Origin of the sequence: Brachyspira hyodysenteriae ATCC 27164 (assembly GCF_001676785.2) — a bacterium.
In the GTDB taxonomy this organism is placed as follows: Bacteria; Spirochaetota; Brachyspiria; order Brachyspirales; family Brachyspiraceae; genus Brachyspira; species Brachyspira hyodysenteriae.
The window spans coordinates 2,454,825-2,475,934 of the sequence record NZ_CP015910.2 but is presented as its reverse complement, the minus strand read 5'-3'; the positions used below and the strand labels follow the sequence as shown (position 1 = coordinate 2,475,934).

At 26.0% G+C, this 21,110-nt stretch carries 17 protein-coding genes; 7 read left to right on the top strand and 10 right to left on the bottom strand.

Going from position 1 to position 21,110, the window contains the following annotated elements; all coding sequences use genetic code 11:
• Positions 1–159: 159 nt before the first annotated feature.
• The 6 genes from BHYOB78_RS10855 to BHYOB78_RS10830 form a co-directional block, all read right to left on the bottom strand.
• Complete coding sequence (locus BHYOB78_RS10855; RefSeq protein WP_020064535.1) at positions 160–864, bottom strand: B3/B4 domain-containing protein; 705 nt, start codon at positions 862–864, stop codon at positions 160–162.
• Positions 865–1,011: 147 nt separating this feature from the next.
• Positions 1,012–1,215, bottom strand: coding sequence for a 50S ribosomal protein L31 (gene rpmE, locus BHYOB78_RS10850; RefSeq protein ID WP_020004042.1), 204 nt, complete (start codon positions 1,213–1,215; stop codon positions 1,012–1,014).
• 442 nt (positions 1,216–1,657) lie between these two features.
• The gene (locus BHYOB78_RS10845; protein WP_020064534.1) at positions 1,658–3,484 is read right to left on the bottom strand and encodes a methyl-accepting chemotaxis protein; all 1,827 of its coding nucleotides are present in this window, start codon (positions 3,482–3,484) and stop codon (positions 1,658–1,660) included.
• Between the two features lie 96 nt (positions 3,485–3,580).
• Positions 3,581–4,984, bottom strand: a complete 1,404-nt coding sequence (locus tag BHYOB78_RS10840) for a hypothetical protein (protein ID WP_012670826.1) — start codon at positions 4,982–4,984, stop codon at positions 3,581–3,583.
• 200 nt (positions 4,985–5,184) lie between these two features.
• Positions 5,185–7,038: a motility associated factor glycosyltransferase family protein gene (locus BHYOB78_RS10835; protein WP_020064533.1), complete on the bottom strand. Its 1,854-nt coding sequence runs from the start codon at positions 7,036–7,038 to the stop codon at positions 5,185–5,187.
• Positions 7,039–7,127: 89 nt separating this feature from the next.
• Positions 7,128–8,018 carry a polyprenyl synthetase family protein gene (locus BHYOB78_RS10830; RefSeq protein ID WP_012670824.1) on the bottom strand — a complete coding sequence of 297 codons (891 nt, stop codon included), beginning with the start codon at positions 8,016–8,018 and terminating at the stop codon, positions 7,128–7,130.
• Positions 8,019–8,176: 158 nt separating this feature from the next.
• On the opposite strand from BHYOB78_RS10830, the gene BHYOB78_RS10825 reads away from it, so the two are divergent.
• Both BHYOB78_RS10825 and purD read left to right on the top strand, forming a co-directional pair.
• Positions 8,177–9,097, top strand: a complete 921-nt coding sequence (locus BHYOB78_RS10825; RefSeq protein WP_020064532.1) for an Rpn family recombination-promoting nuclease/putative transposase — start codon at positions 8,177–8,179, stop codon at positions 9,095–9,097.
• Positions 9,098–9,144: 47 nt separating this feature from the next.
• Positions 9,145–10,398: a phosphoribosylamine--glycine ligase gene (gene purD / locus BHYOB78_RS10820; protein ID WP_012670822.1), complete on the top strand. Its 1,254-nt coding sequence runs from the start codon at positions 9,145–9,147 to the stop codon at positions 10,396–10,398.
• Between the two features lie 84 nt (positions 10,399–10,482).
• Here purD and BHYOB78_RS10815 read toward each other — a convergent pair whose 3' ends face one another.
• From BHYOB78_RS10815 to BHYOB78_RS10805, 3 genes are all read right to left on the bottom strand, one after another.
• Complete coding sequence (locus BHYOB78_RS10815; RefSeq protein ID WP_020064531.1) at positions 10,483–11,454, bottom strand: leucine-rich repeat domain-containing protein; 972 nt, start codon at positions 11,452–11,454, stop codon at positions 10,483–10,485.
• 425 nt (positions 11,455–11,879) lie between these two features.
• Positions 11,880–13,211, bottom strand: a complete 1,332-nt coding sequence (locus BHYOB78_RS10810; RefSeq protein WP_020064530.1) for a PstS family phosphate ABC transporter substrate-binding protein — start codon at positions 13,209–13,211, stop codon at positions 11,880–11,882.
• A 495-nt stretch (positions 13,212–13,706) separates the two neighbouring features.
• Positions 13,707–14,888: a cation:dicarboxylate symporter family transporter gene (locus BHYOB78_RS10805; RefSeq protein WP_020064529.1), complete on the bottom strand. Its 1,182-nt coding sequence runs from the start codon at positions 14,886–14,888 to the stop codon at positions 13,707–13,709.
• Between the two features lie 264 nt (positions 14,889–15,152).
• Between BHYOB78_RS10805 and ispF the strand changes: the two genes are divergently transcribed.
• The 5 genes from ispF (at position 15,153) to rsmG (ending at position 20,068) form a co-directional block, all read left to right on the top strand.
• Positions 15,153–15,662, top strand: coding sequence for a 2-C-methyl-D-erythritol 2,4-cyclodiphosphate synthase (ispF, locus tag BHYOB78_RS10800; RefSeq protein WP_020064528.1), 510 nt, complete (start codon positions 15,153–15,155; stop codon positions 15,660–15,662).
• Positions 15,646–16,647, top strand: coding sequence for a squalene/phytoene synthase family protein (locus tag BHYOB78_RS10795; protein ID WP_020064527.1), 1,002 nt, complete (start codon positions 15,646–15,648; stop codon positions 16,645–16,647). The genes ispF and BHYOB78_RS10795 overlap by 17 nt, the downstream gene beginning before the upstream one ends.
• A 92-nt stretch (positions 16,648–16,739) precedes the next feature.
• Positions 16,740–18,677: a tetratricopeptide repeat protein gene (locus BHYOB78_RS10790; protein ID WP_020064526.1), complete on the top strand. Its 1,938-nt coding sequence runs from the start codon at positions 16,740–16,742 to the stop codon at positions 18,675–18,677.
• A 49-nt stretch (positions 18,678–18,726) separates the two neighbouring features.
• Positions 18,727–19,446: a hypothetical protein gene (locus tag BHYOB78_RS10785; RefSeq protein WP_012670815.1), complete on the top strand. Its 720-nt coding sequence runs from the start codon at positions 18,727–18,729 to the stop codon at positions 19,444–19,446.
• 7 nt (positions 19,447–19,453) lie between these two features.
• Positions 19,454–20,068, top strand: coding sequence for a 16S rRNA (guanine(527)-N(7))-methyltransferase RsmG (gene rsmG / locus BHYOB78_RS10780; RefSeq protein WP_012670814.1), 615 nt, complete (start codon positions 19,454–19,456; stop codon positions 20,066–20,068).
• A 1-nt stretch (position 20,069) separates the two neighbouring features.
• Here rsmG and BHYOB78_RS10775 read toward each other — a convergent pair whose 3' ends face one another.
• A complete protein-coding gene (locus tag BHYOB78_RS10775) occupies positions 20,070–21,104 on the bottom strand; it encodes a lysylphosphatidylglycerol synthase transmembrane domain-containing protein (protein WP_020064525.1) in 1,035 nt (344 codons plus the stop codon).
• Positions 21,105–21,110 lie beyond the last annotated feature (6 nt).

The following is a 21,110-nucleotide window of genomic DNA, read 5'->3' as shown; positions in this document are numbered from 1 at the left end:
TTTATTATATTATAAATTTAGTTCACCGTGCGTTAATAAAAATTATAAATCTAATTAACACTTGGGTGGGTGTGCTTTTTCAATGTACGCAATAAATCCAATTTAAATTTTTATTTTTAATAAAACAATAAATTTAAAAGGGCGGGTATTAGAATAAAGTTAAAATTCTATATAATTATTTTTAGAATCTATAATTCCTGTTTTTATATCGCAGTTAAAAAATTTTGCTAATAATTCAGCAAGCTCATCTCTAGCCTTGATAGCTTTGTCATCATTGATACCTATAAAAGCATCTATAGGAAATATTATATTTGAAGAGTTTTCAGTAATTTTTCCATATTCGCTTTGTCTCCATATCCATCTTCTAGTTCTTATATCATGAGCAACAGCATAAACTAATTCATTATTATCAACTTTTTCTGTTTCAGTTTCACCAAATGGAAGGAATGTATCAGCATCTACAGAATATCTAATATAAAAATCTTCATTATTCATAGAATCTAAATCATGAGCACCCATAGGAAGTTTATATTTAATAGAAACAGCATTAACTAAATCTACTACAGAATTTATTTCAGGCATTCCTTTCTTTTTTGATATTCTTGTGAGTAATGCTTCTATAGAACACATGAATTTATTAGGATTGATATTTAGTTTTTGAAAAGCATCTCTATAACATTTTATATATTCGCTTTCTTTTACCTTTATATTCTCAAATTCTTTTTCAGCATTTGAAATACTTTCTTTAAGCATTATTGATATATCATTTATTTTATTTTGGTTATTAATTCCTTTTGCAATTATCACAGCAACACACATATCGTTTAGAGTTTCGAATACTCTATCTTCTATTATAAATTTCATGATGAATCCTAATATTTAATTATTATTTAGATTGAGATTATTTTTTATTTGATTAATAAAGATAATATGTTCTTAATAAAAAAATAATTAGTCTAAGTAAATAAATAACTTAAACTAATTATTTTTTATACAATTTACTTTCATGCATTATTTTTTTAAGCCATAACGTTTTTTAAATTTATCAACTCTTCCTGCTGTATCAAGAATTTTTTGTTTTCCTGTAAAGAAAGGGTGGCAGTTATGACAAATATCTACGTGTAAACTTTTTTGTACTGAGTGAATTTTAAAGTTAGCACCGCAAGCACAGTTTACATCTGTTTCAAAATATTGAGGATGTATATCTTTTTTCATTTTTGCTTCTCCCATTAAAAGTAAAATATAAGTAAGTATATATTATATTATAAAATCTTTCTTTTTGCAATACTGTAAAATAATAATTTTTTAAATATTGGAATTGAAATATAAAAACGAGCCGAAGCCCTTAACTTAATTTATTAAGTTAAGCCTTTAGGAGTAGGAGAGCATAACAATAATAGAAAATAATAATTTTTTATTATTGCTAGCGATAAACTCGCTAAAATCTAGCTGACAACTAAAGTTATCAGCTGCTCGTTTATCGCTTTAAAAACTTATATCATAATAATATTTAATTTAGTGTTGTAAAGCTAATTATAAAAATTGTGAGCCTCTGGCAAGTTTACTTGACAGGGCCTTTGCCGTAGGCACGCGTAGCGAGAGCTAACAATTTTTATTAGCAATAATAAAAAATAATAAATTTAATTAAAAATATTTACTACCTCTCACTAAATTTGAAGTAATTTATATCATTAACTATATATTCAGTCATATTTTTCACCTCATTGCTTGAATTAGCACTGTCTTCAGCTATTGATGAATTTTCCTGAGTAATACTATTTAAAGATATTATAGTTTGATTAATCTGCATTATACTATTTTGTTCATTAATAGCAGTTGTGCTTATTTCAGTTAGTACATCTACTACTTCTTTAGCAGAAGATGAAATTTTTTGAAGAATATCTGTAGAGTGTGCTACTGACTCATTACCATGTTCTATTTTAGCAACAGTATCATTTACTATCTTTGTAATATTATTAGCCGCTTCATTAACTGTTTGTGCCAAAGAACGAACCTCGCTTGCTACTACAGCAAATCCTCTTCCTTGTTCTCCTGCTCTTGCAGCTTCTACTGAGGCATTAAGTGCTAATATATTAGTTTGAAAGGCTATTGACTGAATAAGTTTTGTTATATCCGATATTTGCTTACTAGATTCTGATATTTCAGCCATATTATTAGATATAACATTAACAGCTTCTACTCCGGTTAATGTAGAATTAGCTACTTCCAAACTCATATTCTTAGCATGTTCCGTATTAACAGAAGTATTTCTTAAAGAGTTTGATAAACTTTCTGTTGAAGCAGATAATTCTTCCAATGATGCTGCCTGAGATGTTGTTCTATCTGATAAATTTTTACTTCCATATTGTATTGTATCAATAGATGAATTTATATTGTTTATGTTTTCTTTTAAATTATAAACAATTCTTCCTATATTGTCCTGCATGCTTTTTATATTTTTATATAATTCAGCTGTCTGATCTTTTTTAGATAGCATTTTTTCATTGAAAGTACTATTGAAGTAACCATCATTCATAAGTTTTATATTTGCTATAGCCTGATCTAAAGAAGCAGTTATAGGATTAACTATTATAACAACTAAAATACTTTCCAATAAAATTATTATTAGAAGAACTAGTAATAATATAAACATAAGTGCTTTGATTTGATTTTGTACCTGAGATAAATTTCCGCTTAATACTATACTCCAAGGAACTGTTTCTAATTTTTGTACCATATACCAATTATCTTTATATGTATTTGTATAATTTTTACCATCAATAATATATTGCTGAATGTTAGGGAAATTAATATCATTAAATATTTTATAATTTTCACTTAATACTTTATTTTTATCTGTATTGTTAATAAACATACCATTTTTAGTAACTAAATTAACATTTTCTTCGTATATAGTATTTTGAACTATATCATCCATCTTACCAAAGTCTATAGCAACTACACCTTTTAACTGAGTATTATTTGTATATATTGCCTTAGCAAAAGTTATACATATTTTTTTTGTAGCAAAATCAACATAAGGATCTGTTATATAAATTTTCTTATTATTAGCCACTGCAGATTTATACCAACCTCTAGATGTTTGATCATAATCGGTAGGGAAAGGCTCTAAAGAGTTTATAAAAATACCTCCTGTAGGATACGGCACAGTATCTCCAAAATATATATTCATATAATCATCGCTAAGCTGTGATATATTTGTTATAGCATCTCCAAAATATTCATAAGGCAGATCATCTATTTTAAGATAAGAGTCTAAAACATCTATAACCTCATTTACATTATTTAATTTTGATTCTATTAAATCATGTATACTCATTGCTTTAAATGTTTTATTATTAAAAAAAGAATTAATATAAATATTCCTATAAACAAATAATATTATGAAATACATAATAGTTAAAAATATTGCAAATGGTAAAATGAATTTTATCATTAGGTGTATTTTTTTATTTTTTGACATATCAGTGCTCCAATAATATAGTATAAAAAAAGTGAGAAAATATAAATAATTATAATTTTCTCACTTTATATTATTATTTATAATAATTTATATTTTTTAATTGTTTACAACTGTATCATAGTAATTAACTATATACCAATATTCTCCCATTCTTCTCAAAACGAAAGTTCTTTTTACAACAGGATCATAAATATCTCCTGTATCGGCATTAAAGTATCTATGATAAAGTGTAGCTTCTACTTCAGCTTTTTGCAAGCCATATTCCTGAGTAACAGTTGTTTTGTCTATTGTGTAATTTAAAAGCGTATAAGTTACAGCAGGATCATATTCTTTTTTTATCATATCTAGTACAGCAGTATAATGTCCTCTCAATTTAGCATCTTTAGTGGAAATTATATCTCTTTGAAGTTCTGCTATAAATGTATTTCTTACCTGTCTGTCATAAGCAGAAGTTAAATATTTTTTAAACTCTTCAAATAAAACTTTTCTATCTTCAGGTAAAGAAGTTCTGTAAAGAATATCAAATCTTATAGCAAGTTCTCTTATATTACTTGATTTATAAGCCATTTCTAAATTATTTAAGAAATTATTTCCAAAATTAGTTCTCAACATTTCAGCACTTACAGTATCTGAGAATTGAGTTCTTAAGAAATTCTCAAAACTTAATTGTCTTGCCTTTTGCTGAATACCTGTATCTGTAAAATCTTCTAAATATGCATTGCTGTAATTACTTCTATATGTTTCATAGTACCTTTGGCTTATGCTAATTATAGAAGGCATATGCATATAAGTATAATAATTAGTCCAATCTTTATTTTTCATAGAAAATAAAGTATTAGATATAATGCTTGACGGAGCATAATCATACAATACACCCTGATTTTGAGGTATATTACTATTGTTGTTATTATTAGTAATATAAACAGGTGCACTATTTGTTTGAGTTTGATATACTCTAGCATTTTCTAATAGGAAATATGCAGTATCAGCATGCATAGAAAAATTATCGCTTATTTCAGGCATAGGGTTGAAACTGCATTCTATTCTATATCTTCCTATTTTATCAAAATGGAACCAATTATTTAAATCTATATAATATGAAAAACTTTCACCCTCATTAAGTGTTACTATTCTATCTTGAGAATTATCTAAAGTTCTTTCATTTTTATATTTCCAAATAGTATAATTATCTGATGACACTACAGGATTATTATAGTTATCATAAACTGTAAAGCTGTAATTATTAAATGGATTAACTGAATTTGTAAAGCTTATAGTTCCCTTTTTAGCATGTATTTTTATTTCCATAGTTATAGGTTCATTTAATCTATACCTATTTAAATCAAAATTCATACTTATAGTGTAGCTTGAAGGGGAAACTACATTATCATTAGGATAAATTCTTTTTATTTGATCCAGTGTAATTGTATCCAAAAAATTGTCATTTGCGAATGATAGATTTGATACAATTAATAAAAGTAATAATATTCTATATTTCATAACTAATTACCTTAAAAAAATACTACTATCAATCTTTATCGGAAAAAATATAAAATACCATAAGAAAAAATATGGTTTTCAAATACTATTTATATATGTATATACATATTATAGCAGTTATTTACTCAATTTACAATATTATTTTGATTTCTAATTTTTATTATATTGAAAATTTATATAATAGTGTGTATGAAGAACTTTTATTCTAATTCTTTGTTTATTTTTATTAATGCTCGCTCTATTATATAATGGTTAAAATCAATACTGTCTTTCATAGCTTCGTATAGTTTGAAAGAACTTATTATTGATTTATGCATAGTTTCATCTTTAAACTCAAAACCTTCTGTGATAGTTTTGATAGTTTTCTGCATTGTAATACCTAAAAACTCATTAACTTTGCTTATAGTGAGTATTTTAGCATCAGATTCATCTAATTTGGCAATAAGTTTATCTACTTTTCTATGTCTTGATAATTCGTCATTTATCGTATAGCATAAATTAATAGCCTCTTCAACATAAGGCTTTAATGATATAATTTCTTTATCTATTTTTATTAATCCATTATTTAGATTCTCTAGTATTTTTGTTTTGTCTGCTGTATTTCTGTCATTTTTATCTATTTGTATGTTTATGTCTTCAAATTTATCTATGAGTTCCTGAAGTGTAATATTTTCCATTGCTTTTATTATTACACCGCCTTCTGTGGCATTGTAGAATTTTATTTTTCTGTTATTAGTACATTGAGCTTCATACCAATTTCTGTACATATCGAATCTTGAATCTGTGAATACACTTTCGCCGTAAATGTTTTTCTCTTCTCTTAGATTTCCTGAAACAAGCACTTTGTATATTCTGCTGTCATATGAGTCTAACTTTCCTATTTCAGTAAAGAAATTCTCTTCATGATAGCTTCCTTTTATATGAGTCTGATGATTAGGGAAAGATAAATCCAAACCAATCATTATTATGGGATTAGCACCTATTTTTACAGCAAAATCATAAGCAGCAGTGGAGACGCTTCCTCCCATGGTGATATCGCCTCTATGTCCTAAAGGCTTCATAAAATATTTTGCAAGTGGGAATATAGAATCTATAAAGAATATTGATCCATTAAATGATTCTACAGCCTCATGATCGACAGAAGATTCGGATATTAATACAGTATCTTCAAAATGAATATTTCTGAAATATTTAGAGTTTTTCTTTTGAGGATCTATTGTAATTACAAAATGAGGAGATATGCCATGCGATGATAATGGCTTCATTGCAGTATCAACCGCTATTATAATAGCTTTATTTTTCATCTCTTTTAATTTTTTTATGTTTTTTTCAAGAGAAGGGCCTGCTGATACTATAACTGCTGGAATGTTTTTGTATTTATCAAAAAATCTATTAACTCCATAATGCGTAGCAATTTCAACTGCATTAGAAGCTATATTATAGGCCCAGAGTTTATCAAATCTTGAAATAGTGTTTATATTTATTATTTTTTTATCAACTACTGAAAGTACTTTGCTTTGATAATGCAAAGCTTCTTCAGCAAATAGGGTAGAGTATGATCTTGTAATGAAAAATTTTACTTTCTTTGTTGTTGTTAATGATATAAACTTCTCTATATCCTCATCATCATTTCCGCCTATAAAGAAAGTTATTTTATTATCTTCAAGTATTTTATCTAATTTGAAATTATCTATTAAAGTATTAAAAAAATTTATATCAGGTTCAATTACCGCAACAGAAACATTCAATTTTCTAACGGCATTAATTAAATATCCTCCGCCTATTCCAAATACAAAGACTAAATCCAAATCTTCATCATTTTCAATTTCTTTTATTAAAGTATTAGCCTCTTTTACTGGGTCATAAGCACTATGAAGAAGTATTTGTTTTCCGTTTTTTGTGGCTTTACCGGAAGGTTTTTGAGATTTTGTTTCTATTACCTGTAAAGTTATATCTGATTCTTTGGCATTTTCAAGCATATTAATGAAATCATATGGATATGCCTTTATATTTTTATTTATTGCTTCTAAATTTATTTTTTTTATTTCATTCATAATATATTATAAATTTCTTATTATTTATTTTTTATTTTGTTATCGGCGAGTTATAAAAAGAGTTTAACCATTTGTAATAATGTATATAGTTATGATTTTCTTTCTATTATGTAATTTGCTAATTCTATTAATATATTTTTAGCTTCGCTTTCTTTATAAGGTTTTAGATATTCAATAGATTTTTCAATTACTTTTTTGGCTTCTTCTTTTGCTCCTTCAAGTCCGAACTGTTTAACATAAGTAAGTTTACCTTCTTTTTCATCTTTACCAACAGTTTTTCCTAAAGTTTCATTGTCTGAAATAACATCAAGTATATCGTCCTGAATTTGGAATGCTAGTCCTATAGCTTCTCCGTATTTTGTTATATTTTCTATATCATTATCGTTTATGTTTTCTGATGAAATTGCTCCGAGTCTTATAGCACCTCTTATCATAGCACCTGTTTTTTTAGCATGAAGAATTTTAAGCATATCAAAGTTAATTTCTTTCTCTTCATAATATAAGTCTATAAATTGCCCCATAACCATTCCATTTATTCCAGCAGCATAACTCAATTCAAATAAAAGCTTTCTTAAAGTGCTGTCTTTAACATCTGTTTTTGAAAGTAATTGAAAAGCATGAGTTAAAAGTCCGTCTCCTACAAGTATAGCATTAGCTTCGCCGTATTTTACATGTGTTGTAGGTTTTCCTCTTCTTAAATCATCATTATCCATAGCAGGCAAATCATCATGAACTAAAGAATATGTATGTATAAGCTCTAATGCCACAGCCGGTATTATAGATTTTTTATAATCGCCATTGAAAAGCTCGCATGCCAAACATGTGAGTATAGGTCTTAATCTCTTTCCGCCCGCATCCAATGGATATTTAAGCATTTCTATAAAACTATTTTCTAATTCTATATCGCTTTTGTCAAATACATTATCAATAGTTTTATTAATTTCTTCAAGTCTTATATTCATATATTCTTTAAGATTCATAATTTAATCCTATATTTGATGATTTTTATTTGCTGATGCATAGTATATAATAAGAAGTAAAAATGTAAAGAATAAAAATAATATAGTTTTATCTCACTGATATTTTATTAAATTTTAGAAATATTTACTTTTATTAACCTTTTTGTTATAATTTTCGCATGAGAAATATTAACAGAATGAATGATTACTTTGTACGCTATCTTTTAGGTTCTCTTGGAAATGAAGATATACTTGAAAATATAGTTAATTGTGTTCTCATAGATTCAGGTTTTGAAGAAGTACATAATTTAGAAATAATAAATCCTCATAATTTACCAGAAAACATTAATTTAAAAGAGTCAGTTCTTGATGTTAAAGCAATTACTAAAGATAATAAAAAAATTATTATAGAAGTACAATTATCAGGAAATATAGATTTTGTTAAAAGAATATATTATTATATATCAAAAAATATAGTAAGCGAATTAAATGAAAATGAATCTTATGATATTATTAGTCAGGTTATAAGCATTAACTTTGTAAATTTTAATATGGACTTTAATGATGATGGTAAAGCTCATAGATGTTTTAAATTAATAGATACTGAAAATCATAATGTTTCATTGGATATGATGCAAATGCATATAATAGAAGTACCAAGATTTATAAAGATATTAAATAATTCAAATATAAATGATATCAAGAAAAGTAAGATATTATCTTGGATAGAGTTTTTTACAGTTAAGGATTTAGACAAAGTTAAAGAAAAATTAAAGGAGGTTAATGATATTATGCCTAAAGTAATAGATAAATATGAGAGATTTATATCAAGCGAAAAAGAAATGGAAGTTTATAATGCTAGAGATGCATTTTTATATGGACAAACTTTGATGCTAAAAAAAGAGAGAGAGGAAGGTATAAAAGAGGGTATAGAACAAGGTATAGAACAAGGTATAGAACAAGGTATAGAACAAGGTATAGAACAAGGGGAAAAAAATAAAGCTTTAAGTATAGCTAAAAGTCTTAAAAAATCTGGTTTAGATATTAAGTTCATTAGTGATAATACAGGTTTAAGTATAGATGAAGTAGAAAAATTATAATAAAAATTATAGATATTAATTTTGTATAAATTAAAAAGGAAAAAAACATGAAAATATTAGTTATAGGTTCTGGTGCCAGAGAGCATGCCATTTGTAATAATTTACTCAAAAATGAAAGAGTTTCAAAAGTTTATTGTGCTCCGGGAAATGCAGGCACAGCAAGAGAAAAAAATTGTGAAAATGTAAAAATTTCTACTATAGATGAGATTTTAAATTTTGCTAAAAAAGAAAGCATTGATTTAACTATTGTAGGAAGTGAAGAGATGCTTGTGCATGGAATAGTTGATAAGTTTGAAGAGAATGGACTTAAAATATTCGGACCTAATAAGCAGGCTGCAATACTTGAAGGCTCCAAAGCATATGCTAAAGATTTTATGAAGAAGTACGGAGTAAAAACTGCTGAATATGAATTATTCACTGATTATAATAAAGCCAATGAATATTTAGATAAATGCGGTTATCCTATAGTAATAAAGGCTAGCGGTCTTGCTTTAGGAAAAGGTGTTTTAATATGTCAGGATAAACAAGAAGCCAAAAATGCATTAGAAGATATAATGGTTAAGAAGATTTTTAAAGATGCTGGAGATGAGGTTGTAATTGAGGAGTTTTTAGAAGGTGTTGAGGCTTCTATACTTTCAGTAACTGACAGCAATGTGATAATACCATTTATATCAGCTAAGGATCATAAAAAAGTAGGTGATAATGATACTGGAAATAATACAGGCGGAATGGGAGTAATTTCTCCAAATCCTTATTATACAAAAGAGGTAGAAGAGTTATTTATTAAAGATATATTAGAGCCTACACTTAAAGGTATAAAAGCTGAGAAAATGTCTTTTGCGGGTATTATATTCTTTGGACTTATGATAACAAAAAAAGGCGTATATTTACTTGAGTATAATGTTAGAATGGGAGATCCTGAAACTCAAGCGGTTCTTCAGCTATTAGAAACTGATTATTTATCTATTATAGAATCAGCAATGAAAAGAGAATTATCAAATTTAAATATTAAATGGAAAGATAAACATGCATGTTGTGTTGTAATGGCTTCAGGCGGATATCCTGCTAGCTATAATAAAGGATATAAGATAGAAGGCATAGATAAAATAAATGGCCAATGTTTCATAGCAGGTGCAAAATTAGATGAAAATGGAAATATAATTACAGACGGCGGACGGGTGCTCAATGTTGTTAATATTGCTGACAGTTTAGAAGAGGCAAGAAAACTTAGCTACAGTGATATTGAAAAGATAGATTTTAAAGATAAATACTATAGAAAAGATATAGGTTTAATAAAATAAATATATTTTAGAACTGCTAATTTATATATTATAATTTTAGGTTTGTATTAAGAGATATGATATTTAATATAAACCTAAAATTTATTATTCTCTTATAATCTTTACAGTTGATTTAATGCCTAAAGTATTTCTCCATTCTTCATCTGATGCACTGCTGTTTTTAGGTATATAAACATTTTTTAAAGGACAGCCTGCAAATATATCTTTTCCTACTGTCATTGATTGAAGATTACCATTTAAAAATCTAATGTTTTCAAAGTTTTTGCAGTAAAAAAATACAGAATTTTCTATTTTTTTTACAGATGCTGGTATAGTTATTGTATTAATGGATCCGCAGCTTTCAAGCATACTATCAGGTATTGTTTCTAAATTATTTGGTAATTTTATATTTACTAAATTCTCACAATCGGCAAAAGCACTTTTACCTATAGAAGTTACAGAATCAGGAATTACAATACTGGCAAATCCGCATCCATTTAATGATAATTCTCCTATTGTTTTTAATGAATTAGGAAGTTTCAGTATTTTTAAACTTTCGCATCCTATTAATCCTCTTCTGCCTATTGTTCTTAAATTACTTGGAAGTGTTATTTCCGTTAATTCTGGACAAAAAATACTGTATTCGCCTATTTCAGTTATGCTATTTGGAAATGTTATTTTTACTATTGATTTATTTACAGCATTTCCTCCAAATAAAAAATCAGGTATTTTACCATTTGGAAAAATTACATTTACAATCGATATTTCTATTTTTATGTTTTTTAAAGAAATATCTTCAAGCATTTGACTTATTGAAGTCCAAACATCATATTTTTTTGTTGATGTACCTGTGAATATTAATTTATATTTTCCATTATGATCTGCTGCATATCTTTTTAATGCTTCTTCCATATTTTGAGGATTGGCTTTATCTATTTCAAGAGCATATAAGTATTCATTTTCTTCTATATGTACATTATTTACATTATCTATATTTTTTTTATTTTCTGCTATTGTAATGGTATTTCTGCATGATATATTTAATAATATAAATATTAATAAAATAATTTTTTTCATATTAAATATTATAACAATTATTTATCATTGTTGTTAATAAAAAATTATTTAATTCTTAATGTAATTCCATTGTTTATAAACAAAATTTACTTTGTTAATATATGTGTATTAAAATTTTAATAAAGTATTATTTATGTAAATAAAGTTAAGATATTTTTTTATTTATAATTGTATTATAGTACTACAAAAAATTTTATTAAGATTTATAATATCTCAACCGCACGCAGAACCGACTATAAATATAAATGGATTAATAATAACATACAAACTACCTAAAAAAATTTTGTTCACCGTGCGTTAAATATATTTTAAATTTAAAAAAAGCTTGGGTGGGTATGAAATTTCTAGTTTTAGCAATAATGAAAAATAATAATTAAAATTTATATTGAATTAGTAAGGAAAAAGGGCGGGGTATTAATAAAAATTTATTTAATAGGAGTGTATCCTGCTTTTTCAACTAAATACTGACCTTGTTCTGAAAGTATAAAATCTATTAATTTCTGCACATTAGAATTTTCTTCCAAAGCTTTTTTAGTTGTTGCCGCATAAAATGTGCTTGATAAAGTATAAGAACCATTTTGTATATTTTCTTTATTTGGTTTTATATTATCTATAGAAAGAGTTTTTATTTCATTGTTGTTTATCATTTCATGAACATTAAATAAAAATGAATATCCTATAGCATTTTTTCTATTACGGTATTCTTTTACATTTTCTGTAAATCCAGAATTAATATCAAATCCTATTTTTGTATCGGGCTTTATTATATTATTTTCAGCATTCATTGAAGCCATAAAGTTTGTAAATGTAATTTGCCATTTTCCAATATTATCCATTTGATGAGCTTTTATTTTAATATTATCTCCTCCAACTTCTCTCCAATTTTTTATTTTTCCTGTGTATATATCTTTTATATTATATTTTGAAAGATTATCTACTTTGTTTTGGGAGTTCACAAAAAATACAAATGCTTCTTTTCCTATAGGTATTAATATAAAATCTATATTATTAGTTTTAGCCATTTCTATATCTTTATTAGAAGGGGCATTTCCAAATACTATATCAACTTTACCATTTATAAGATTTTTATAAGCATTGTCATATAAAAAGCTTTCATAAGTGTTGTAATAAATTGTTGAGCATAAAACATAAGCTGTATCATGGCTGCTGTTTGTTGCTCTGTCATAATTAGTTTCTATTCTTCCATTATCATTAATTATTATATACTCCTCAAATGGAACTTGCTTTAAAAACATATTAGTATATTTATTATTTGTAACTGTGATTTTATAAACTGCATCTGCAAATGCTGAATAAATCGGAAAAAATTCAATTTCACCATCAAGTCTTGGAAAATTATTTGTTATTATTAAAATTGATTCATTTGTGAGTTTTACTACTTTTGAATTAGTGTTTCTTATATCAGCAAAAGGATAATATGAATCAGCTATTACATAATTATTAACTTCTTTAAAATTTGCATCTCTATTATTATAAATAAACATAATATTACTAAATATAATTATTAATGAAAATACAAATGTTAATGAGAATATTATAATAAATATTTTATAATTATTTTTTATGAATAACATTATAGAATTAATTATCAAAACTATAGAAGCTAAAATCATAAGATAAAATGTAATGATAGAAGAGTCTGAAATTATCATCATTATTAAAGAAATCAAAATAAATAAAATAGAAATAGGTATAAAGATAATTGCAAGTGCATTGATTGATGTTTTTATATTCATAAAATTTATCTCATAATAATCTTTGAGAATAATACTATAAAATAAATTATACATCAATAGGGTATTAATAAAAAATAATTTTTTTTTTGTTTTATTTTAAATCCCACCCTTTAGGTTTTTTTAAATCATCTGATATTTTTGTATTATATTTCTTTTTTATTTTTATTTGTAATTATAGCACCCACCCAAAATTTTATTAAGATTTATAGTCTTTTAACCGCACGCAGAGAGGCGTTATAAATATAAATGAATTAATAATAACATGTAAACTATATAATAAATTTTATTCATCGTGCGTTGAATAGGTTAAAAATTTAATTTAAGCTTGGGCGGGTGTTAAAATTTCTAATTTAGATATAAGAAAAAATAATAATTAAAATTTATATTTAAGCAGTAAAGAAAAAGGGCGGGTATATGTAATTAAATCCATAAAAAAAGGATAGCTTCTCAATAAAGAACTATCCTTTTTTATATTCTCATTTTAATTTAATAAAATCAAGCAGCATCTTTTTTTATTCTAGTTTGATAGAACCAATCAACAAATACAGCTATAGCATTATCTCCAGATACATTAGCAGCAGTACCGAAAGAGTCTTGAGTTAAGTATAATGCTATCATTAAACCTTGTAATTCTTCTCCTGTTATTCCAATCATATAGAAGAAAGGCAAAGCACTCATAACAGCACCGCCAGGAGCACCAGGAGCAGCCACCATAGCTATTCCCAACATAAGTATGAAAGGAAGTATAGAGCTGTAAGTAGGATTTTGTCCTAAAATTAATATAACAGCAGTAGAACAGCAAGTTAATGTAATCATAGAACCTGCTAAGTGTATAGTAGCACAAAGAGGTATTACAAATTTTCTTATTTGTTCAGATACTCCATTTCTTTCAGCAGCTATTAAGCTAACAGGTATAGTTGCTGCACTGCTTTGAGTACCTACAGCAGTAAAGTATGGAGGGATCTGATTTTTAATAAGCATTATAGGAGACTTCTTAGCTATAACTCCAGATATTATAAATAAAGCAGTAATATAAAGTATATGAAGAGTAATAACAACAGCAAATACTTTACCAAATATTATAAGTATATGCTGTATGCTTCCTGCATAAGCTAAATTAGCAAATGTACCTAAAATATGTAAAGGAAGTATTGGAATTATTATATTTTTTAAAATTGCCTGTATAACTTCTTCAGAGTCTCTTACTATAGAAAATAATTCCTCACCTTGCTTTTTTGGTCTTAACATTGTTATACCAATACCCAAAATGAAAGCAAATACTACAGCTGATGTAACATCAAATAATGGTTTAAGTGGTATAGTGAAATAACTATCCAAACCAGATTCAATTTTTACACTGCTTAAAGCTGAAGCACCTAAAAGTGTAGGGAAAAGATTAGAAGCTACTAAAAATGCTATACTTCCAGCGAGTAAAGTAGATCCGTAAGATATAACAACTGTAATTCCTATTAATTTAGTTGCGCCTTCTGTTAGATTTGCAATACCATAACCAATAAAAGCCACTATCATAAGCGGTATAATGAAATTTAAGAATAAACTGAATATGCTGCTTATAGTTACAAAAATTCTTACTACAGGAGCAGGAAGAAACATACCAACTAATATACCCAAAATGATACCTATAATAATTCTGGGTAAGAGACCTATTTTTTTCATTTTCTTTCTCCATATATTTTATATTTTTCTATGTATAGTATTATATAAATTTTTTCTGTTCATTCAACCAGTATATGTAAATTTTAATTCTTTTTGTTTTACATATAGGTATAGAATATATTTTATTATACAAATAATACTTATTATTTATTTAAAATTTCTGTACATTTAATGAATAAGTATTATAATAGTACTGTATAAAATAATTTGACAAATTAATCTATTTTAGTATAATTTAAATAGTATAATTTAGGATATTATTAAATGAGAATAGGTTATGGATACGATTCACATGCATTTGCTGAGAATCGTAAATTGATATTGTCAGGAATAGAGATTCCTTATGAATTGGGATTAAAAGGGCATTCAGATGCAGATGCTGTTATACATGCCTTAATAGATTCTATATTAGGAGCTTTAGCATTGGGAGATATAGGAAGTCATTTTCCTGATAATGATTCAAAATATAAGGATATTTCTTCTATAGTATTGTTGGAAAAAACAGTTTCAATTATGGAAGAAAAAAATTATGAAATATCAAATACTGATATTACAATTATATTAGAAAAACCAAAATTAAGAAATTATATAGACACTATGAGAGAAAATCTATCCAAAATTCTTAAAACTGATATAGAAAATGTTTCTATAAAAGCTAAAACTAATGAAAAAATGGATTCTATAGGCAGAGGAGAAGGCATAGCAGTTCATTGTGTATCTTTACTAAAAAAACAAAATAAAAACTTAGGGAAAATATATGGCAACAAAAATTAATACGAAATATTTACTAGATTTAGTTTCAAGAAGTTTTGCTTTAACTATACCATTACTTGATAAGAATAAAAAAAATAAGGTAGAAGTTCAGTATTTGCTTGCAAGGATAATAGATACTATAGAAGATTCAAGTCATAATGCAGAGGATAAAGATACATTAATAACAGCTTTTATAAATATTTTAAAAACAGAAAATCTTGATAATTTAGAAAATTTTAAAAATGTAGTTATACAGCATTCTATAAATGAAAATGATAAGGTTTTAATAGAAAATATAGATGTTGTAGTAAAATCTTTTTTCACCTTCAAACCAGAAATAAAGAATATATCTATATCATATTTAAGAGAAATGGGTTATGGTATGATTTATTATCAGGATCATACTATATCAACCTTTGAGGATTTAGATGATTATTGTTATTATGTAGCTGGTACTGTAGGACTTTATCTTACTGAACTTGCAAAGATTTTAGATAATATAGAGTTGGATAGAGAGAAGGCTAAGAGCTTGGGAAGATTTTTGCAAAAAGTCAATATTATTAAAGATGCAAAATTAGATTATGGGGAGAAAAGAGTTTTTTGGCCTATAAGTTTATTTGAAAATGAAAATCCTGCTCCATATTTTGAAGATGGTGCTTATATGGATAAATCTATGGAAATTTTAATAAAAATGGTAGAATCAGCAATGAGCGAGTTTAGAAATTCTATAGAATATATTATGGATATAGATAAAAAAGCATCAGGCTACAGACATTTTTGTTTGGTTGCTGTACTTATGGGCTATGAAACTATCAAGCTTATGAAAAGCAATTATAATATATTTATGGGTGAAACTGTAAAAATTCCTAGAAAAAATACTTTAGAAATAGTTGCAAAAGTGAAGGCTGATTTTTATACTAATAAGAAATTGGAAGACTTATTAGAAAAAGCATTTACAAAAGATCTGGGACAAAATGAATCTGAAACTCCTTCAAATAATGAGTAAATAAAATATCATATTTCAAATTTAAAGTCTTGTTTTTTGTATTGATATATATTAAAATTATGTAAACTTTAAAGTACGGAGCTGTATTTAATATGTTTATCAGAAAAATTTGTATTGTATTAGCAATTTTTATATTCGGTGCCTTTAATTTATTTCCGCAGTCAAATAAAGAAAATGAAGATGTATTTAAGGATTCTCAGTATATAAAAAATGAAGAAGAGGCAAAAGCTGCTTATAGCTTGGCTTTATATTATAAAGAACGTGCATTAGCTAGTAAAACTGTAACAGAACAAACAGTAAAAGATTTGGAAAGTGCCAAAGTAATACTTCAGGAAATTGTAAAATATGTACAAAATAAAGAGATATATATAACATTAGCTGAAACACATGAGGCTTTGGGAGAATATTATGAGAGTTCAAAAATTTATGATTCATTAGTTTTTGATTCTCCTGAAGATATTGATATATTGTTTAAAGCTGCTGAAAGAAATATTTTTATTATGAATAATATTGATAAAGCAAGATATTATTTAGAAGCTGCTTATGAAATAGATAATTCCAATAATGAAGTTTTGATATTATTAGGTTATACATACTATCAAAGCAAAGAACTTAATAAAGCTATACATTATTTTTCTAAAGTAGATGAAACTAAAAAGCCAAGTAATAATAACAATTATTTAAGCTATTATAATTTTTATTATGGTATGAGTGAATTTTATTTAAGCAGATTTTCTAGTGCTGTAAATAGATTTAAAAAATTAGAGAATGTTCAATTATCTCCGGCAGATAAATATACAGCTTCTTATGGAATAGTAAAAAGTTATCAGGCTTTAGAAAAATATAATGAAGCTTATTCTAATAGTATAAATATAGAAGACGGCTTATTTTTGAGTGCGTATTTAAGTTTTATGTCTGATAAATATGATGATGGTTTATTTAATGAAATAGACAGTTCAAATCCTAATACTCCTAAGATATTGTCTATCATTTCAGAAGCAAAAACTTCAGGATACAGCAATGCTCTTAACATCATTGAAACTGATTTAGACAGAAGAGAAATAGATTTGGATATTATACAGGCTTATTATAAAATGATTTCTGAGGTAGGAAATGAAGAAAATAAAATGAATTCAGAGATGGATATAATATCATTTTATTTAATGATTAAAAATATAGATGCCTTACCTAAACATATAGATAATTTAATTAGCTATGATAATAGCGGAAAATTTAATAATTTATATTTGCAGGCTGCTTTGGAGTTTAAAAATCAAAATGATTTCAATTCATCAAAAGAGATGCTAAATAAGTATTTATCTTTGAATAATAAAAGTATAAAAGAAAATGAATTAGTATCATTAGTATTAACAGCAAGCGATATAGGTGAAAGCGAACTTGCTATAAGTGCTATTGAAAAATATGAAAAAGAAAAATATTCTTACAGTTATTTAAAAGCTTATGCTGCATTAATAAATAATGATGAAGTTAATGCTAATAAATATTTAGATGAGGACTTTGAATATTTTAGTAATAATAAATCAAACACTAATGATTATAGAATAAATATTCCTTATATAACATCATTAGCATTGAATAATACAAACTCAGCATTGCTATATGCTAATTATAAATATTCTCAAGATCCAAGTTCTGCTGAAAATATTAATAGTTTATCTTGGGCATTAGTTTCATTAGGAAGTGATTTGGATAAAGCTATATCTCTTTCTAAGAATGCTGTTAAATTAGAACCTGAGTCTCCTCATTATATAGATACTTTAGGTTTTGCTTACTATAAGAAAGGCGATTATGATAATGCTTTAAAAACATTATTAAAAGCAGCTTTATATGTAGATGATGATTCTAAAGCTGAGATATATGCTCATATTGCTGATGCCTACTATGCAAAAAATGATTATAAAAATGCTCTTAAGTATTATAGAAAATCAATATCATCATATAAAAAAGAATTTGATTATGATGAAAACAGAGTAAAAGATAGAATAGAAAGTTTAACAGAGCAACAATAAATAGGTTTTATATTCTATATCTAATTTTTGAAGAGGTTTATAAATTATTATGATGAAAAAGAATATTATTATATTTATTATATTTTTATTAATTTCTAGTTTGGCATTTAGTCAAAATGAAAACGAAGTGATGAAAGAGGCTTTCAATAGATTTTCAAAATCTCCTTTCACAAGTATATACTCATCAGGCGGCGCTTTTTACAGCGGAGATGATTTAGATCAGATGCCTATGCTTGTTAATTATTATAAAAACAGCAATAATAAATATATGAATGTTGTTGATGGACTTTTAGGCAGTCTTATATTTGATGCTAAAGTTAATAATAATAGCCTTACATTAGATTTGCCTGAGGCAGAAACTCCTTTAAAAAGAAATTTTGATGAATTTGCATTAGAAGCTCCTATTATGCGTTTCCCTAAAGTTTATGCTGATATATTAGACTATAAATTTATAGATTTATCTAAAAAAATAATAAGCAGTAATATTACTTTAGGAAAGAATTGGCATACATTGAAAATAGGCTATAATGATAGGGTAGATACTATAGTTTTCTCAGCATCTACTTATAGAGTAAGAAGTTTTTCTACTGCTTTTATGGATAATGTTGTTAATGTAGAATTAGGCTCTTATACTACAGTTAATAATATACCTTATCCTAAAGAGTTTATAATGAAAAGTAAAACTGATAAAAGAGAACTTCGCTATAATGTTACAAATGTATCAGCTGGAGATAAGGCAAAACAAGATGCTAAGAAATTGGGCTGGTAAATAATTTATGAATTATGATTCTATATTAGACAATATCAGCAATATAATAAAAATTGATGAAAATAAAAAAGAAAAACTTATTCAGTATGCTTCTTTAGTAATAGATTATAATAAAAATGTTAATATAACAGGGGCAAAAACTGAAGAAGATTTTTTTAATGATCATATTGCTGATTGTCTTCTTGCTTTGGATATATTTTATGATTATGATAATATAATAGATATAGGCTCAGGTTCAGGACTTCCTTCTATACCTCTTGCTATTATATTTAATGATAAGAAATTCACATTATGCGAATCTAAAAATAAAAAGGCTGAATTTTTAAGATTAGCTAAAGATAAATTGGGATTAGATAATATAGAAGTGAAATGTATAAATGCTTATGAAATAAAAGAAAAATATGATACTATAACATCAAGAGCATTCTCAGATATATCTACACTTTTAAAAATCTTTAACAAATTAAAAACAAAAAAGTCTAAATTGATTTTGTATAAAGGTAAAATAGAAAAGATAGAAGAAGAATTAAAAGAAGCAAATATTCAAAAAAATAAATATAATATAGAAATAAAAAAACTTGAATCAAAAGATAAAGAGCGTCATATAGTTATAATATCATAGTTTATGATATTTTGGCATTATCATTTTCTTCTTTGCCTTCTATTTGATTATCACCTTTAGTAGCAGTCTTTAAATCTATACCTAGCATAAATAGAAATACAAATCCAATTATTACTATAGGTACAATTCCCATAATATGATATACTAAAGCATAAGGAGCTGCTATACTTTTTTCAACACCTATAAGTGAAAGCCCAAATATTATAGCCCATTCAAAAGGTCCTATTCCAGAAGGGGCAGAAGGCACAGCAAAACCAAATCCTCCTATAGCAAACATAAATAATGCTATTATAGGAGTAGCTTTTATGTTAAAAGAAGTCATTAACAATTCTATAGTGCATACTTGACCTATAAGATAAAGAAAAGTATAGAAAAATATTAAAAATATATGCTTAGGGTCATTCTTAAAACCTATTCCATCTATAAAATTGCATGAAAACTCAATTAATTTATCACCTATATTTTTAGGAAGTATTCCAAAAATTTTATGAAAAACTTTATGAGCAAATTCTCTCTGCCATACTAAAAACATTAATACCAAAAAACCAATTATTGATAAAACAAATAAAGCAATAGCAGCATAGGTAACAGTTTGAGGTAAATCAGGTATGAATACTACTGATATCGTTAGTATTATGCCACCTGTTATAACATCGAAAAGTCTTTCTGTAACAACTGAAGCAATCAATGCAGATTTGCTTACATTCTCTTTCATTCCCAAAATATATGCTCTCGCAACCTCTCCAAGTTTTGCAGGAAGTATATTATTTCCCATATATCCTATATAAGTTGCCATAACTACGGTTCTTTTTTTAATAGGCTTTTTTAAAGGAATAAAACATTCCCATCTTAAGCCTCTTAATGCTATAATTAGTATACTTAATACTAATGAAATTAAAAAATATTTAACATTAATATTTTTAACTATTTCTATAGATTCTTTTATATTAATTCCTCTGAAAGCAAAATATAAACAAATTATGCTTACAGCGACTCCTATTATTACCTGTATAATAGTTTTATGATTTTTATTCATTATGAA